The sequence below is a fragment of the Methylobacterium sp. Leaf93 genome (genome assembly GCF_001422345.1).
In the GTDB taxonomy this organism is placed as follows: Bacteria; Pseudomonadota; Alphaproteobacteria; order Rhizobiales; family Beijerinckiaceae; genus Methylobacterium; species Methylobacterium bullatum.
This window is the reverse complement of the sequence record NZ_LMMS01000027.1, coordinates 35,642-51,103: the sequence shown is the minus strand read 5'-3', so window position 1 is coordinate 51,103 and position 15,462 is coordinate 35,642. Positions and strand designations below refer to the sequence as shown.

The 15,462-nt window shown below is 62.8% G+C and carries 17 protein-coding genes and 1 tRNA gene; 12 read left to right on the top strand and 6 right to left on the bottom strand.

Features of this window, described 5'->3' with window-relative positions:
• Nucleotides 1–116: 116 nt before the first annotated feature.
• Entirely contained in the window at nt 117–530 is a 414-nt protein-coding gene (locus ASF26_RS16185; protein WP_056255995.1) for a flagellar biosynthesis repressor FlbT, read from the bottom strand.
• A gap of 241 nt (nt 531–771) precedes the next feature.
• Here ASF26_RS16185 and ASF26_RS16180 point away from each other — a divergent pair, with 241 nt between their 5' ends.
• Nucleotides 772–3,240 carry a flagellin gene (locus tag ASF26_RS16180; RefSeq protein WP_056255992.1) on the top strand — a complete coding sequence of 823 codons (2,469 nt, stop codon included), beginning with the start codon at nt 772–774 and terminating at the stop codon, nt 3,238–3,240.
• A 5-nt stretch (nt 3,241–3,245) separates the two neighbouring features.
• On the opposite strand, the gene ASF26_RS16175 is transcribed toward ASF26_RS16180, so the two are convergent.
• Nucleotides 3,246–3,650 (bottom strand): hypothetical protein, encoded by a 405-nt coding sequence (locus tag ASF26_RS16175; RefSeq protein ID WP_056255989.1) that lies wholly within the window; start codon nt 3,648–3,650, stop codon nt 3,246–3,248.
• Nucleotides 3,651–3,964: 314 nt separating this feature from the next.
• Here ASF26_RS16175 and ASF26_RS16170 point away from each other — a divergent pair, with 314 nt between their 5' ends.
• The 7 genes from ASF26_RS16170 (at nt 3,965) to ASF26_RS16140 (ending at nt 8,312) form a co-directional block, all read left to right on the top strand.
• Nucleotides 3,965–4,207 (top strand): hypothetical protein, encoded by a 243-nt coding sequence (locus ASF26_RS16170; RefSeq protein WP_056256904.1) that lies wholly within the window; start codon nt 3,965–3,967, stop codon nt 4,205–4,207.
• 115 nt (nt 4,208–4,322) lie between these two features.
• A complete protein-coding gene (locus ASF26_RS16165; protein WP_056255986.1) occupies nt 4,323–4,553 on the top strand; it encodes a hypothetical protein in 231 nt (76 codons plus the stop codon).
• Nucleotides 4,550–5,326 (top strand): hypothetical protein, encoded by a 777-nt coding sequence (locus ASF26_RS16160; protein WP_056255980.1) that lies wholly within the window; start codon nt 4,550–4,552, stop codon nt 5,324–5,326. The genes ASF26_RS16165 and ASF26_RS16160 overlap by 4 nt, the downstream gene beginning before the upstream one ends.
• A gap of 100 nt (nt 5,327–5,426) precedes the next feature.
• A complete protein-coding gene (locus ASF26_RS16155) occupies nt 5,427–5,639 on the top strand; it encodes a hypothetical protein (RefSeq protein ID WP_056255979.1) in 213 nt (70 codons plus the stop codon).
• 195 nt (nt 5,640–5,834) lie between these two features.
• Nucleotides 5,835–6,023 carry an Rmf/CrpP family protein gene (locus ASF26_RS16150; RefSeq protein ID WP_018043730.1) on the top strand — a complete coding sequence of 63 codons (189 nt, stop codon included), beginning with the start codon at nt 5,835–5,837 and terminating at the stop codon, nt 6,021–6,023.
• Nucleotides 6,024–6,860: 837 nt separating this feature from the next.
• Nucleotides 6,861–6,950, top strand: a tRNA-Ser gene (locus ASF26_RS16145).
• 141 nt (nt 6,951–7,091) lie between these two features.
• The gene (locus ASF26_RS16140; protein WP_056255977.1) at nt 7,092–8,312 is read left to right on the top strand and encodes a site-specific integrase; all 1,221 of its coding nucleotides are present in this window, start codon (nt 7,092–7,094) and stop codon (nt 8,310–8,312) included.
• A gap of 35 nt (nt 8,313–8,347) precedes the next feature.
• Here ASF26_RS16140 and ASF26_RS16135 read toward each other — a convergent pair whose 3' ends face one another.
• Nucleotides 8,348–8,569, bottom strand: coding sequence for a helix-turn-helix domain-containing protein (locus ASF26_RS16135; RefSeq protein ID WP_056255975.1), 222 nt, complete (start codon nt 8,567–8,569; stop codon nt 8,348–8,350).
• 194 nt (nt 8,570–8,763) lie between these two features.
• On the opposite strand from ASF26_RS16135, the gene ASF26_RS16130 reads away from it, so the two are divergent.
• Nucleotides 8,764–9,501 carry a recombinase family protein gene (locus ASF26_RS16130; RefSeq protein WP_280136360.1) on the top strand — a complete coding sequence of 246 codons (738 nt, stop codon included), beginning with the start codon at nt 8,764–8,766 and terminating at the stop codon, nt 9,499–9,501.
• A gap of 278 nt (nt 9,502–9,779) precedes the next feature.
• Here the strand turns inward: ASF26_RS16130 and ASF26_RS16125 are convergent, their stop codons facing one another.
• Both ASF26_RS16125 and ASF26_RS22205 read right to left on the bottom strand, forming a co-directional pair.
• On the bottom strand, nt 9,780–11,834 hold the full coding sequence (locus ASF26_RS16125) for an ATP-binding protein (protein WP_056256901.1): 2,055 nt from the start codon (nt 11,832–11,834) through the stop codon (nt 9,780–9,782).
• A gap of 55 nt (nt 11,835–11,889) precedes the next feature.
• Nucleotides 11,890–12,087, bottom strand: a complete 198-nt coding sequence (locus tag ASF26_RS22205; protein WP_082477674.1) for a type II toxin-antitoxin system ParD family antitoxin — start codon at nt 12,085–12,087, stop codon at nt 11,890–11,892.
• 85 nt (nt 12,088–12,172) lie between these two features.
• Here ASF26_RS22205 and ASF26_RS16120 point away from each other — a divergent pair, with 85 nt between their 5' ends.
• The 3 genes from ASF26_RS16120 to ASF26_RS16110 all read left to right on the top strand — a co-directional run bounded on the left by ASF26_RS16120 (nt 12,173) and on the right by ASF26_RS16110 (nt 13,445).
• Nucleotides 12,173–12,511: a hypothetical protein gene (locus tag ASF26_RS16120; RefSeq protein WP_056255970.1), complete on the top strand. Its 339-nt coding sequence runs from the start codon at nt 12,173–12,175 to the stop codon at nt 12,509–12,511.
• Nucleotides 12,512–12,699: 188 nt separating this feature from the next.
• Nucleotides 12,700–12,921 carry a hypothetical protein gene (locus ASF26_RS16115; RefSeq protein ID WP_056255968.1) on the top strand — a complete coding sequence of 74 codons (222 nt, stop codon included), beginning with the start codon at nt 12,700–12,702 and terminating at the stop codon, nt 12,919–12,921.
• Nucleotides 12,922–13,226: 305 nt separating this feature from the next.
• Nucleotides 13,227–13,445: a hypothetical protein gene (locus ASF26_RS16110; protein ID WP_156463020.1), complete on the top strand. Its 219-nt coding sequence runs from the start codon at nt 13,227–13,229 to the stop codon at nt 13,443–13,445.
• A 168-nt stretch (nt 13,446–13,613) separates the two neighbouring features.
• Here the strand turns inward: ASF26_RS16110 and ASF26_RS16105 are convergent, their stop codons facing one another.
• Complete coding sequence (locus tag ASF26_RS16105; RefSeq protein WP_244475962.1) at nt 13,614–15,089, bottom strand: diguanylate cyclase; 1,476 nt, start codon at nt 15,087–15,089, stop codon at nt 13,614–13,616.
• Between the last annotated feature and the right edge of the window lie 373 nt (nt 15,090–15,462).

The window sequence follows — 15,462 nt, the reverse complement described above, 5'->3', positions numbered from 1 at the left end:
GGTAGCCTGCCTGAGACCGGGGGGGCGTCCGGACCCGGAGCCGGGCTCCACGAGAGCCTGCCGCATCGGGACTGCCGATGCCGGCCCCCTGCCCGCTCGGCGGCCGATCCGGACGGTCAGTCGGCGCTTCCCGAATCGGGCGCCTTGGCCAGGAGGTCGGCGAGAGTGGCCTCGTACTGGATGAGGTCCTTGCCCCGCTTCATCGCCCGGTAGAAGTCCCGCGCCGCCACCGATGCGTTGATGTCTCTTATGTAGGGCGCGGTGCTCGGCACCACCTGGAGCAACTCGCTCGCCTGGGCCACGAACAGGTTCTCGATCTCCGACACGTCGTCGGAGAGATAGAGCACCGTGAGGGTCAGGTAGAGGCGCTTGCAGGCCGTATCGGCCTCGCTCTCCGTGATGATGTCGGATTCGCGCAGGAACTTCGTCATCGTCTCGATGACGAAGCTCGACCGCCGGGACCCGTTGCGGATCGCGGCCCCGCCGATCAGCAACCGCTCGAACGGCTTGAGTTCGATCTTCAGGGGCATGACCGGTCCTTCGGGTTCGGGTGGGATCATCGATCCGGGCGGTTAACAATACATGACCGCCATGGCAGGGTTTGCTTGCGGAATACGGCATCTCCCTCGGAGACCACGAAGATAGGGAGAATACGTCGGATCTCCCTCAGGGTTCGTTGACCGTTCGTCTTAAGACGTTCGCAACGTCCTCGTGGTTTGGTGACGTCGCACCCAAAAAAGGGTGCTTCCAGATCAGAATGGATCGGACCACATGTCTTCAGGCATCACGCTTACCGCGGCAACGCGCCAGAACCTGCTCTCGCTGCAGGGCACCGCCGACCTCCTGACCCAGACCCAGAACCGCCTGTCGACCGGCAAGAAGGTCAACTCGGCCCTCGACGATCCGACGAGCTTCTTCACCTCGCAGGCCCTGTCCGGCCGCTCGGGCGATCTCGGCTCGCTCCTCAACGGCATCTCGAACGGCGTCCAGACGATCCAGGCCGCCAACCAGGGCATCACCTCGATCCAGAAGCTGGTCGATTCGGCCAAGTCCACCGCCAACCAGGCGCTGGCCGACAAGAGCGCGACCACCAGCGGTCTCGCCGCCACCGCCGCCTCCGTGAACGGCAGCAAGAGCTTCCAGGGTCTGGCCGGCACCGCCGACGGCACCCAGGATTTCTCGACGCTGGGCAAGGACGGCTCGCTCGACATCACCATCGGATCCGGCGCTGCCGCGAAGACTGCTACAATTCGGCTCGATTCCTCCACTCTGACGAGCGCCGGTACGGACCTCACCAAGGTCACCGCCGGTCAGGTTGTTTCCGCGATCAACAGCCAGATCGCCAACAACGCTGATCTGAAGGGCAAAGTCTCGGCGTCGGTCGGTTCCGACGGACGCATCGGCTTCTCGACGACCAGTGCCGGATCGACCCAGCAGTTGACCGTGGCCGGCTCCAAGGGGTCGACCCTCGATATCGGCTTCGGCAAAGCGTCGAGCGCCAAAGTCGCGACCCTCACCGCTACCGGTGCGAACGTTGGCAGCGCGACCGATTTCTCGGGCGGCGGCTCAGCGGCTTTCACCGTGAATGACGGTCTGAAGGCGGTGTCGGTCAAGATCGATCAGAACAGCGCGACCGATGCCAACGGCGGAACGGTCGGGACATCGGGCGACCAAACGGAAGTCCTGGCAGCCATCAACAAGCAGCTGAAGGACGGTGGATCGACGGTCACGGCGAGCATCAACTCGAGCAACAAGCTCGTGTTCTCCTCGACGGATTCCGGCCCCGATGCGCAGTTGACCGTGACGCCCGCCGCCGGCGGTGTCGATCTGGGATTTGGTGGCGCTTTCACGCCTGCGGCCGGCACGCCCTCCGGCACCGGCCCCACGGCTGCCTCCACGGGTTCCGTCATAATTGGTGCGAACACCGATCTGTCGAGTGGTAAATCCGCGACGTTCACCGTCGGGAACGGCACAAATTCGACGACCTTCACCATCGACAGCACCAGCCTCGACGCGAGTGGCACGGCGCTGGGTACCAACCCCGATAAGGCTAAGCTGCTCGAGGCGATCAACGCCAAGATCACGGCAGGCGGAGTAACGGGCATCACCGCCAGCGCAGCGACCGGCGCCGGACTCGCCTTCACCGGTACCGGCGTCACGGTCGCCGCCAGCGCCGACACGATCGGTCTCGGTTTCGGTACCAATGCGGCGACGAGCGCGGGCACGGCTTCAGCCGGAACCGGCACTGCGGCCATCGGCCTGTCCTCGACGGGTTCCGATGCCACCGACGGTTCCGCCAAGGCTGTGGTCAACGGCACGACCTCCCTGACGGCAGGCCTCGACCTCAGCACCAAGAACGCCAACTTCACCATCCAGCTCGGAACCGGTCCGGCCAAGACCATCAAGATCGACAACACGACTGGGACCACGCCGGCGACGACAACGAAGCAGCAGATCGTCGACTCGATCAACAAGCAGATCGGTGCCGATACGGGGCTTGCCGGAAACCTTGTCGCCAGCCTTGATGTGAATGATAAGCTCGTCCTGAGTTCCACGACCGCTGGCGCCAGCCAGAAACTCACGGTTCAGGCGGCACAGGGCGCGACAGCCTCTCTCAACGCCGATATCGGCTTTGGCCTTCAATCTTCCAGCGTCGCTGGCCAAGGTCCGGCTACGGCTATGTCCGGCTTTGGCAAGGACAGCACCGGCTCCACCAACACGACCCGCCAAACGCTGGCCAAGCAGTTCAACGAGATCCTGAACCAGATCACTCAGCAGGCCAAGGATTCGAGCTACAACGGCATCAACTTGCTGTACCGCAATGGCACAGATGCGAGCGAGAACTCCCTGAAGGTCACCTTCAACGAATCGGGCTCCTCCAGCCTGACCATCGCCGGCTCCAAACTGGATGCCGACGGACTTGGCCTCACCTCGTCCACCGGTGGTTTCCAGACCGACACGGAGATCAACCAGACGCTGACGGCCATCACGGCGGCCACCAGCCAGCTTCGCGGACAGGCTTCGACCTTCGGCTCCAACCTTTCGGTGGTGCAGAACCGTCAGGACTTCTCGAAGAACCTGATCAACATCCTCGACACCGGCTCGGCCAACCTGACGAACGCGGACCTCAACGAGGAAGCCGCCAACTCCCAGGCCCTGTCGACCCGCCAGTCCATCGGCATCTCGGCCCTCTCGCTCGCCAACACGGCGCAGCAGGGCATCCTGCAGCTCCTCCGCTAAGCGGATCAGCCGTCACGACGATGAGCGGCCGGGGGAAACCCCGGCCGTTTCTTTATGCGTCGACCGACCCTCCCCCGCGCGCGCCTTTCGCCGACGACGAACCGCGCCGCCACCGCCTTCGGCAGGCCGCGGAGCGTCTCCAGCTCGGCATGCGCCTGTCGGACGACGCCGTCCTCATGCTGGGGCGACGCGCCGGCTGTACGGCCGAACGGCTCGACGCCCGCGTTCACGCGGTTCCCCGCCCCCATCGGCCACCCTGCCCCGCAATGCGCGTCCACGGCTTGCGCCACAGGCGCCCGGCGTTCCTCCCGGGATCCTTGCAGACCGGGATCGCGCAAAGCGGCCGGCACATTCCGGCATGTGTTCTCTCCCTCGATGCCGCGACGCTCGACGCTGCCCTGCGCGGACATCGGCGCTCGAACACCTCCCGGGATATGGTGGTGGCCTGGATTCGGGCGTGGATGGAGGGGGCGTGCCTCGCTGGGGATCGGCATCCGAGAGCGTGCCGAGTCAGCGCAGGGATCGACCGAGGCGATTTCACGCTTCGAAGCGGGGGAAGAGCTGAAGGGCCGGGGGTGAGGCCGAGGAAGCGGGCGCCAGGCGCCCGACGTGGCTGCTCCGTTCGTTCCATGGGACGAAAGACCGGAGCGGAACCAGCCTGAGAGCCACCACCTTTGCTCTTTTGGAGGGCGCCTCGCGTGAGGCGACCGCAGGAGGCATGTCCATGCAGAGCAAGCTCACGAAGACGATCATCGGCGCCGTTATCGCCGTCGCCCTCGCCGCTGCCGTGTCTTATGGGCTCATCAACCAGCAGACGGCGGATCAGCTGCAGACCAAGGCGAACCAGACGCTGTCGGACGGTCAGACCGCCCCCGGCACGGCTCCGCAACAGCCGTCGCCGGCGCCGCAGAGCCCAACTCAGCAAGCGCCGACGCAGCAGAACCCCGCTCCCGCACCTCGGCCGTGACAGTCGCGGTTCGGGGACCGGCGGCACGCCTGCTTTCCGCTGGCTGAAACCGCCCGGTAACCCTCCGGCTTTAGGCCTCGTTAGGCACGAAACCGCCGAACCGAGACGGATACCGATGACCAGGGACCAGCTTTCCGCCGAACTGTCGCGCATGGCGAAGATGCAGATCAGCGATATCACCCGGGCCGTGAAGAGTGGCGACAAGGCCATCGCCTTGAACGAGGTGAGCGACCTCGCGCTACGCTTGAACCAACTCGCCGATGCCATCGCGGGCGTACCGGCCCCGGCCCTGGCCCCGACTCCGGCGCCTGCGGTCTCCCGCGCTCGCGTCCTCGACCCGGCGTGACCGCTGCATCGGACTGGCGTGCGGAGCGGAACGAACGCTCCCGCGCCCGGCTCGAACGGGCGCTCCCGGCCGTCTTCCCCGCGCCTGTCCTGCAGCACGCGCTGTCCCGCCCGCTGATGCCACCGACGCCGCGCCTCGCCGTCGAGAGCTACTGGCGCAACCACGTCCACCGGGCCGATCGCCTGGCGCGGGCGCTGGCCACGCGCTCGGGCCAGCCGGAGGGATGGACGTGGCGTCTCGGCTCGGAGAAAGGTTCGGGCCTCGCCGCCACCTTCCGGATGCCGCCCTCTCCCTATCGGGAGCCCGCGCATGCCCGCGGCCCCGGCCATTGCTGCATCTGCGGACAGCCGGTCTTCCGCTTCGGCTGGCACAGGGATCTGTGGGGCACGGGCACGCCGAACAAGAACGCCCGCTGGCATTCGGCCTGCGTCACGGCCTGGAAGTTCTGGGCCGCGCCCAGCGACCAGGTGAAGGTTTTGAAGGCGCATCAGCACCATCGCTGCGCCGCGTCCGGGAAGCGCCTGCTGAAAACCGCCGAGGTCGACCATCGCACGCCGCTCTATCGCGTCTGGCGCGAGCACCGCGATGCCCCTTGGCCCAAACTCCTGGCCTTCTGGGGAGCGCCGAACCTTCAGGTCGTCAACCGGGTCGCACATATTGAGAAATGCGGGACGGAGGCAGGCGAGAGGGCGCATCAACGGCGTGCCCTCATGTCCGGGATGTCCCTCGATGTGGAGCCGGACGGCCTGATGCTTCTCCCGACGCAGGCTTGAGCCACCTGTCGGAGGAAATTTCTTTCACGCCTGCCCATCGGGTGCCGTGGTGTCGAGGATAAAAGTGCGGTGCGGCGCCGTGCCAATCGGAGGAATCCAAGTGACGGACGATAAGGCCGGCCATCAGGATCGCAAGGACACCAAGGCGGCCAAGGCCGCAGAGCGCGCGGACATCGCCGGTCAGGTCTGGGAAGAGGTCAGAGTCCGGGAGACGGCGCGTGACGATCAGATCGTTCGCCTGAAGGCTCAGCGCCTCGAGCGCGATGCCGCGGATGCAGCTGCAGCAAAGCCCCCGACCAAGCGGTCGAAGTGAGCGAGGGCTAAACAGGTTCGCGTTGGAGCGCCAACGCGCACGCTGCTTAGCTCTTCGATGTGTCGCAGGTTTTCATCGCAGAACCGGGGGCACGTCTGCGAAACCGTCTTGGAATCTGCCTGAACCTTTTGGCCGCGGGATCATCGGACGAAGGGGCGGGTTGATCGATGAAAGCCACACCCCGGAGCCAGTCCCATGGCCGACATCCGTCACGCGTATTCCGATCCCATCGAACAGGGCGCCCAGGCGCGGATCCACGGTCACCCCAAGGATGCTTGCCCCTATCCTCGCGACAGCGAAGATCGGACCTCTTGGATGGAGGGCTACGATGGCACGCCGCGTGAGGATGGGCCCGATATGCCATCCGGCGAGAGCCGCCGCTGAGCCTTCTTCAGACCAGATGGCTGTCCGGCCCCAGGGACCGAGACTGGGATAACATTCGAGACGGGGGCTGCGCGATCGCTCCTGTGAACGCAGGAAAGTCCGGCGCGCCATCACCGCGGCCGGGCTTTCGGTTTGGCAGATCTCTCGGAGGAGAGGGTTCGCGGGGCTAGCTCAGGCCACGGATGCGCTGCCAATCGGACAGCTCACGGCTTCGGGCATCGTAGAGAGCCCGAAGTTTGGTTCCCTCTTCCCCACGGCCCACCGGTTGGTTCGAGACTGCATTGACCATCTCGTCGCCAAACCATGCCGCAAGCTCTGCAGCCCAGGCCGCGTCGGCAGCATGGAGACGGCTGGCTGTAACCGATAAGAAGGGGGCGGGCCTCGGGCGGGCTTTCGCTTTCGTCATATGCGCCGAAACGGATGAATCGTTGCTCCGGTTTCAAAAGTGAATACAAAATTTTCGGTCGCTCAGGTATGGGCGGGCGGCTCGCCGAACGCTTTCAACATCGCGCCACGCACCGACGTACCCTGGCATCGATCCGGCCCACGAGGCTTCCGATCATGTCGGTTCGGGCGACGTCGCTCTTGACCGCGTTCCCCTTCTCCGACTGGCTCGCCGCCCGGGCCGAGCGGTCAACCATCTCCGACGCTTAGCCGGCCATCGGACCAAATCGTTAACCTGGACTCGTTGCCTTGTGTGCGTGTGCCGCGAAGGTTGACGCTGCCCCGCGTACCGCCATAGACAAGGCGGCCGGATGGTCGGGTAGCGGTCCGGTGGCAACGGGCGAGAAGTCCAAGCATCGACAAAGGCAAATTATTTAGCTTTTGCAACGACTTGGAAGGGTGGCCGAGTGGTTTAAGGCAGCGGTCTTGAAAACCGCCGTGGGGGCAACTCCACCGTGGGTTCGAATCCCACCCCTTCCGCCAGTAATGCTTTCGCCAGTATTCGCATTCAACCGCTAAATCACTGAAAACGAACGAGTTTGTGTCGCCTTGCTTTCGTAGGTGACCGCTGGCGTTTGCCTGATTTCGCGTTTATGGTGTGGGTAGAAACGTGGGTTAGATTGTATGGCTGGAAAGCTCACTGCCCTTGCCGTTCAGCGCCAGAAGACGCCCGGCATGTATGGTGACGGTGGCGGCCTTTGGCTTCAGGTGACCGGCAAAGGGGCGAAAAGTTGGATTTTTCGCTTCACCCTCCACGGTAAGGCCCGTGAGATGGGGCTGGGGTCGGCCAATACGTTTTCGCTTGCCGAAGCTCGCGAGAACGCGCTCGCCTGCCGGAAGCTCCGCGCAGAGGGGCACGATCCAATCGAGGTAAGGAACTGCCAGCGCCAGGAGGCTGCCATCGAAGCAGCCAAGGCCGTCACCTTCCGTGACTGTGCCACCGCCTACATCGAGGCCCACAAAGCCGGATGGAGCAACCCGAAGCACGCGGCACAGTGGACGGCGACACTCGAAACCTACGCCTACCCCGTCTTCGGTAGCCTGCCTGTGCGGGGCGTCGACACCGCCCTCGTGATGCGGGCGGTCGAGCCCATCTGGACCAGCAAGAGCGAAACTGCTGGTCGAGTGCGGGGGCGGATCGAGGCGGTTCTCGATTGGGCATCAACGCGCGGCTACCGGATGGGTGAGAACCCGGCGCGATGGAAGGGGCATCTCGCCAACCTGCTCCCCAAGCAGTCGCGGGTGCGGCAGGTTGAGCATCACCCTGCTCTACCGTTTGACGAAGTGCCTGCGTTTCTTAGGTCGGTCGCTAACCAGCCTGGAACTGCGGCTCGGGCGCTTACCTTTGTTATTTTGACCGCAACCCGTACCGGCGAGGTGATCGGCGCACGCTGGGCAGAGATTGACCGCGCCTCGGGAGTATGGACCGTGCCGGCCAACCGAATGAAGGCGAGAACCGAGCACCGCGTGCCGTTGTCTGCGGGAGCTCAGACCATTCTGGCTGCAATGGCCGAAATCCGCATCGACGAATTCGTATTTCCCGGCGGCAAGCGTGGCAGACCGCTCAGCAACATGGCGATGCTGGCGGTGCTGAAGCGCATGGGGCGGGCTGACATCACCGTTCACGGCTTTCGGAGCTCGTTCCGCGACTGGGCAAGCGAGACGACGCACGTTCCGTCCGATGTCGTCGAGATGGCGCTGGCGCACACCATCGATAGCAAGGTCGAGGCGGCCTACAGGCGCGGTGATCTGCTCCCAAAGCGTCGTGCGTTGATGGACGATTGGGCCGCTTACTGCGGGGCCTACCATCCATCCGCCCCCGCCGAGATGGCGGGGGCGGATTGAGCCTCCAAACAAAATCCGCTGCGAGGTCGCGCCGCCTATCTCGTGCCCCGAGGCTGCTGCTTCAGGGCATTTTCAGCGTCAAGGCGTTCCATGTAGGCGTCGAGCGCACGGGCTGAGACGTACCGTCGGCGGCCGTCCGTCATCGATTCGAGCTGCCCACTCTTGAACAGCTCGTAAATTCGCGTCGTACCGATGGACAGCACGCGTCGGGCTTCCGGGACCGTGTAGCGCATTTGGGTGTGGGTGAACGATGGCATGGCAGACCTCCTCTGTTGTGGCCTACTTTGCCTTTACAAAGCACCAGAATTCGCTCTTACGCCTGACGGCTGCACGTTTATTATTTTCCTTATGCGCAATTTTTGACCGCTGTACCGCGTAGGTTGCGAACATGTGCACGTTTATGACATGAGCCGTACCGTTCGCCCATTTGGCTAATTCGAGGGCTGCCTTCGTGAAGACTCCCCCGGTAAAGGCCGTTGCGTCCCAATGGAGCTCGCGTCGAGTATCCACTTCACCGCCTGCAAGGGTCTACGGTTACGTCCGAAGTCGGGAATTGCGAGCCCGGCACGTGTCCGACCAGATCGAGCCTCAGCGCTTGGCCTTGGACGCCTGGGCCGCCTCAGTCGGCATCATTTTCGACGACGTGTATGTCGAGCGAGGGTTTGGGGCTGACTGCCCGTTCAACAAACGAACGCAGGGAAAGGCAGCGCTCGCCCGCCTGCAGCCCAATGATGTCTTGGTGGCGGCTCGTTTCGACCGCCTATTCGGAGGGGCCGAAGACGCTCACGCAAGCCTCGCCCTTGCACGTCAGCGGAAGTTTGCGATCCGTGCTCTCGATGTCCGCGGGGGACAAGCGGAGCTTGAGACCGACGAGTCGCTGGCCAACATCCTCTTGGCCCTCGCTGGCGGTACAAGGTACGCGGTCTCGTTGAAGCGAAAGGCAGTCAAAGACAAGCAGTCCGAGCTTGGCCGGTATAAGGGTGGGCGGGTCCCGTTTGGGTATTTGGTTGACCCGGAAGGGAGGCTCGTTCCTGACCCTGCCCAGCGAGCTTTTGTCTCTCAACTTCACCGGATGAAGTTGAGTGAGGCGACGGGCGAGCAGATGAGGCTGGCAGCGCTTGAACAGGGCTTCACCCTTACCACCGCGGGGATAGGCAAAATTTTGAAGCGAAGCTTCAGCGGTAGTTAACTGCATGTGCGACGGCGAATCGGGATGGGGACATTAAATTCAAATCGGCGGCCATTGCCGTTGGGAGGAAACGTTCGAGAAGGGTGCAGGCTGTGTAAAAACGTCGGCACTTCGCTACGCCGGAGCGCAATCTTCCATGACAAAGTGAGAAACACCGGCTCAATTCGCCGCGACTGCGACCATTTAGGGTTTTTGTAGAAAATTATTCTACCCACATCAGCCCAGGACGCGTTTTCACACAACCTCGCCCCAAAGCGGCCGATGCAGCCTGCCGCCGTCTACCGCTTCGCCTCAATCATCGAACGGATGCGCGCAGCCATAGTTTCTATCGGGAATGGCTTGGTCAGGACCGCCATGCCGGGAGCAAGGTGTTCGTTGCCGACGAGCGCGTTTTCGGCGTAGCCGGTCATGAAGAGCACCTTGAGGTTGGGCCGCGCGACGCGGGCTGCGTCGGCCATCTGGCGTCCATTCATGCCGCCGGGCAGTCCCACGTCGGTCACGAGCAGGTCGATGCGCACGTCCGATTGCAAGACTTTTAAGCCGACCGCGCTGTCACCGGCCTCAATCGAAAGACAGCCGAGGCCTTCAAGGATGTCGGTGACGAGCATCCGCACGGACGGCTCGTCATCCACAACCAGCACCGTTTCGCCCTGCTCGGAGCGGGACAGTACGGCAAGCTTGTCGGTCGGATCATCGGCGGCGACTTCGCCGTAATGGCGTGGCAGGTAGATGCAGATCGTGCTGCCCTGTCCGACCTCGGAGTAGATGCGCACCTGCCCGCCGGACTGCTGCGCAAACCCGTAAATCATGCTCAGGCCGAGCCCTGTCCCCTCGCCCATGGGCTTGGTCGTGAAGAACGGTTCGAACACTCGGGCAATGATTTCGGGCGGCATGCCGGTGCCAGTGTCGGTCACGCTGAGCGCAAGATACTGACCCTCCGGCATGTCTTGCTGGCGTGCGGCTCGTTCGTCGAGCCACTTGTTGGCTGTCTCAACGGTGATGCGGCCACCATCCGGCATCGCATCGCGAGCGTTGATGGCGAGGTTGAGCAACGCATTCTCAAGCTGCGGAGGATCGACCAAGGCGGGCCAGAGGTCGGACGCGCCGACCACCTCGACAGGGATGCCGGGTCCCACGGTACGCTGGATCATCTCCTGCATTCCGGAGACGAGCCGGTTCACGTCTGTTGGCTTCGGATCGAGCGTCTGACGGCGTGAGAATGCGAGGAGGCGGTGAGTGAGAGAAGCTGCGCGTCGCGAGGCGCCCTGCGCCACCGCCATGTAGCGCTCGACGTCGTTGAACCGCCCCTGCTGCATGCGGTTCTGCATCATCTCCAGAGAGCCGCTAATCCCCGCGAGAAGGTTGTTGAAGTCGTGGGCAAGGCCACCGGTCAGTTGACCCACCGCCTCCATCTTCTGCGACTGGCGCAGCCTCTCCTCAGTTTCGGATAGGACGGCAGACCGCTCGGCCACCCGCTCTTCGAGCGTCTCGTTCAGCTCGCGCAATGCGGTCGTCGCGCGGTTCTGCACGGTGACATCGTAACCGCCGACGAAAATGCCGGTGATCTTGCCTTTATCGTCGCGGATTGGCTGGTACAGAAGATCGATGTAGCGGTCTTCGTCGTCGTCACCGAAGCGGATTGGGATGGCCCTGGCCGAGAAAGGCTCGCCGGTCGCGTAGACCCCGTCGAGCAATTCGAAGAAGCCTTGCCCCACGATGTCTGGGAACAAGTCGCGCACGCTGTGCCCGAGGTAGCTGCGCTCACCCGCTATCGTCACGTAGGCTTCGTTGACGTATTCGTAGACGTGCGTCGGACCGGTCAGCACCGCTACAAAGCCGGGCATCTGGTGCAAGAGGTGGCGTTGGCGCGCCTCGCTGGTGCGCAACGCAGTTTCGGCCTTCTTCCGGCTCGTCATCTCCGTCGCAAGGAGCAGTACCCCCGCGAACGTACCTTCCTCCCCTTGGACAGGTGAAAAGCTGTAGGTCCAGACCGTTTCCTCATCCCGGCCATGCCGGTGCATCGTCATCGAAAGGTTCTCGATGGCGAAACCTTCACCCGTTCGCAGCACCTCGGCGACCTGCGGCCCGAGGACGAGTGCTATGTCAGTCAACACCTCCGGCATCGGACGCCCGAAAGCCGCCGGATGTCGGTCTCCAAGCGCCGCACCGTAGGCATCGTTGTAGAGTAGCCATTGCTCCGGTCCCCAGTACAGGGCGGCGATCCCCTTGGCATTCAAGACCAGTGACAGGGAGGAACGTAGCGACTGCGGCCACAGCGCGAAGTCGCCGAGCGGCGTAGCGGACCAATCCGTATCACGAACACGCCGGCCCATCTCACCGCCACCGATTAAGGTCGGGGCGGCCTTCCGCCCGTCCGTGAGCAAGGTGTCATGCACGGGGGGCGTCGCTTTGCATCGAAGGCTTCTCGATAGACGTCTGGGGTGCTGCCTCGTCTCGGTCGAGCAGGCGCAGGGCTGCCCGCACCACCTCACTAGTGCTCGCGAAGCGGCCGGAATTCAGGCAGGACCGAATGAGGTCGTCCTGTTCCGATGTAATCGAAACGGTGATGGTTCTACGCACGGGCATCAGCCGGATGTGTGCCGTAAGTGAAATCCTTACAATTCACGTTATAGTCGCAGCCCTCGTGCGCTTCCCACCCGCGAAAAATTTCGTGAACTATGAATACCTCGGCTTCATGAGCGTGCTTGTGACCATCACGCTAGCCTCGGCTGCCAACATCCATATCGAGTTGAACCGCTACGACGAGGCCCTGGGCAAGAGCGCCTTTGAACGCTCTCGCGCCGATCTGCGCCATTCGGCCATGGCGCTGATCGCCGCCCTATGCGTGGCGCTCGTCACCGTCTTTACCAAAGGTCTGATTCCAGAAGTGGCGGCTCGGCAGGCGGCGGTGAACGGGCTCGCCCTCATCACGATTGCCTTTAGCATCGTGACCAAGGTGGACCTGACGCTGGCTGCATTCCGGCTCACGCCGCTGCCGAAGAAGCTTTAGTGAGGACGGCATCTTAGGTGGCGCCGTTTCTGTTTGGACATTCCGGGAGCGTCCTGAGAGGGCTCCAGAGGCCCCCCGCTCAGACCGCTATCCCAAAAATTTGAATTTTACTGCAGCTAACCCGTCTTACTGCCGTTGCGTTCGCGATATATGGAGTTTTTGTTCACCTCAAGGCCACGAGAAGCCACATGGCAAGCCACGTTTGTCTCGATCCACATGACCCCTACGGACAATCCGAAGCGCTGGTGATGTTTGAAGGTGAGTTCCCCGCCATCCGAATCGTGTCCGTGATCGATAAGGACGGCGACGACATTCTCTCAGACCTCATTGAGCAACAGCGCCTCGATCTCATCCACGAGATCGCGGAGGCGTGCGGACAGTCGACAAGCTCGGCGGCAACGGCTCACTGACAGCCGAGCCATAAAAGGCGCGCCACCAACCCAGTGAGCGCGCCTGAGTGTTTGTTCCGGTCTCGGGAAGGGAACGCTCATCTCCTACCTGGAGAGGCGATCCTAGGTCGTGGTTGCATTACAACACACCAACAGGTGCAGACTGTCTTAAAAATATCATGCTGGCTTAAGACGCCGAACGAGAGGCATGAAGGGGTCAGATACCTAGCCACTGGGACCGAGCTATGCCCTCCATATCTGATCTCGCAACCACCCTCCGTCACGTCGCCTCCCCCGGCATCAAGCCGAAGGATTTGATCGCCGCCGTGCGTGAGAAGTACCCCGAGACCACCAAGAAAGAGATCGTGCGCGCCGCGTTCTTCTCCCTGTCGGACGGACACGATGCGAACCCAGGCCAGACCGGAGAGCTTTACGACTTCGCACTCAAGGAGCGCGGCGTGGAAGAGCGCCCGGTTGCGCCACTCCCCAAACGGAAGGGCAAGAGGGAGCGGTCTGTGACGAAGAAAGCCAAGGCATCCGCCTAGCCGACGATGCAGGCGTCATGGGTGAGTTTGCTTCACGCCATCGCTTCACATGCAAAAACCATCACTGACGATGGCGCTTGCCATTGCCTTGGTGCATTTACTCCATAGGGCCGGCCTTTTCGACTTAGAAAGGCGGTGACCACCAGGGGTCTACCAGCATGATGCCGGCTAGTGCCTGCCAGTTATTGATCTCAAGTGTGCCACTTGGTCCGGGACGATGACGCGTTCCTCCCCGGCGACCGCAGCGGACCCGCGTTGGTGGTTCTTTGCCCGGTAGAGAGCTTCGTCGGCCCGCTTCATCAAGCCGCTTCGGCTCGCGATTGTCACGTCGAAGCGGCAGACCCCGATTGTGGCCGACACGGTGATGACGCGCGTGTCCGTTTCGACATCGTGTCGTAACGTGGCGAGGAGATGCCTAAGGCGCCTTTTCAATTCGGCATCGTCGAGGCTCTCGGATATTACGAGGGCGAACTCGTCGCCGCCTAGCCGAGCCGCAAGCCCGTCCGCTCCGCAAGAGGCCTGAAGCTTCTCGGCCATCACTCGTAGGACGTCGTCGCCGGCAGGATGCCCACAGGCGTCATTCACGACCTTGAAGTGATCGAGGTCGATGAGCAGAAGGACGAAGCCGCTATCATTCTCGCGTACCAGCCGAATTCGCTCATCGAGAAACAGGTTGAGGCGGCTTCGGCTGGCGAGGCCCGTAAGGTCATCGGTCTGTGCGGCGTGGCGAAGGGCCTGCTCCATGGCGTGCCGTTCTGTGATGTCCTGGAGCACCCCAATCAGGGCCACTGCCTCATCAGCACGGAACTCCAATTCGCCCTTCAGGCGCACGCGTAGGGCCTCGCCCTGGGCATTACAAAAGTCGCTTTCGATATCGAAGGACTCACCGCTCGAGATTGCGCGCGAGACCGCCGTCTCGATCATGATGCGTCCTTGTGCCGAGTAGAAATCGAGGATTGCCTCGAGGGGCACTTCGTTGCCCACAGGCATTCCATGAATGGCATAGGTCTGATCCGAGAAGGCCATAACCTTCGTGCGAAGGCAGAGTCTCCACGAGCCGATTCGGGCCATCCGTTCTGCCTGACGAAGCTGGCGGTTGCTTCGGTCGAGTGCTTCCAGGGTCCGACGGCGCTCTTCCGCGAGCCGAACGAGCGCGAAGGTATTGCTGCGGGCCGTCAGGAGGGCCTCGGCAAGCTGCGCGAGGTCCCGCAGAACCGTCATGCCAGCCTCATCCAGTTCCCGCGGCTGACGGTCGATAACGCAGAGCGTAGCCACGGCGATGGGGCCGGCGCCGTGCGGGCGTTCGATGCGAATTGGCATGCCGGCATAGAAGCGAATGTGCGGGTCCCCGGTCACAAGGGGATTGTGGGCAAAGCGCGAATCGACTGTTGCATCGGACACGACGAGCAGGTCGTCGGCCTTCAGAGCATGGGTGCAGAACGCGTCCTCACGCGGGGTACCGTCGATGCTCAATCCGCAAACGGCTTTGAACCACTGCCGGTTCTCATCCACCATCGTGACAAGGGCAATGGGACATTCCAGCACTTGCCCGGCCGTCCGCACCAAAGTGTCGAACTCATGCTCGGGCGGCGTGTCGAGGATGCCGAGGCCCCTGAGGCATGCGAGCCGTTCGGCTTCACTCACGATTGCGTGCATCATTTCCCACTAATGAATTGCGCAGCTTAACGCTCCCCTACCTCTATATGCGGTATCTGCCTCAGCAAAAAGACGGGCGAGAGGACGGCCACGATCCATGAAGATGGCCACCGGAATCGTTACGTCATTCGCACAGAGAACAAAGTTGACGTCTCGTGGGCGGTGTTCGACGTCATCGCCTCTGGCAAACAAGCCCACATTCCTGAGGTTCGCGGCTACTCAGCGGAATACCGCAACACGTTCAACGAAAGAGATTGGCGCTTTGCGATGGCCATGGTCGCTGGGGCGTGTTCGAGCTAATTCAGTTTTTGATAGCGGCAGTCCTCAAACGTGGCGCTGCCAACATATCGAGCTTCAAACC

Excerpts from the sequence above, each read along its gene's own strand:
- ASF26_RS16185 (WP_056255995.1), bottom strand. The coding sequence starts at position 530 with ATGCCCCTGAAGATCGAACTCAAGCCGTTCGAGCGGTTGCTGATCGGC.
- ASF26_RS16180 (WP_056255992.1), top strand. The coding sequence starts at position 772 with ATGTCTTCAGGCATCACGCTTACCGCGGCAACGCGCCAGAACCTGCTC.
- ASF26_RS16175 (WP_056255989.1), bottom strand. The coding sequence starts at position 3,650 with ATGTCCGCGCAGGGCAGCGTCGAGCGTCGCGGCATCGAGGGAGAGAAC.
- ASF26_RS16170 (WP_056256904.1), top strand. The coding sequence starts at position 3,965 with ATGCAGAGCAAGCTCACGAAGACGATCATCGGCGCCGTTATCGCCGTC.
- ASF26_RS16165 (WP_056255986.1), top strand. The coding sequence starts at position 4,323 with ATGACCAGGGACCAGCTTTCCGCCGAACTGTCGCGCATGGCGAAGATG.
- ASF26_RS16150 (WP_018043730.1), top strand. The coding sequence starts at position 5,835 with ATGGCCGACATCCGTCACGCGTATTCCGATCCCATCGAACAGGGCGCC.
- ASF26_RS16140 (WP_056255977.1), top strand. The coding sequence starts at position 7,092 with ATGGCTGGAAAGCTCACTGCCCTTGCCGTTCAGCGCCAGAAGACGCCC.
- ASF26_RS16135 (WP_056255975.1), bottom strand. The coding sequence starts at position 8,569 with ATGCCATCGTTCACCCACACCCAAATGCGCTACACGGTCCCGGAAGCC.
- ASF26_RS16125 (WP_056256901.1), bottom strand. The coding sequence starts at position 11,834 with ATGGGCCGGCGTGTTCGTGATACGGATTGGTCCGCTACGCCGCTCGGC.
- ASF26_RS22205 (WP_082477674.1), bottom strand. The coding sequence starts at position 12,087 with ATGCCCGTGCGTAGAACCATCACCGTTTCGATTACATCGGAACAGGAC.
- ASF26_RS16115 (WP_056255968.1), top strand. The coding sequence starts at position 12,700 with ATGGCAAGCCACGTTTGTCTCGATCCACATGACCCCTACGGACAATCC.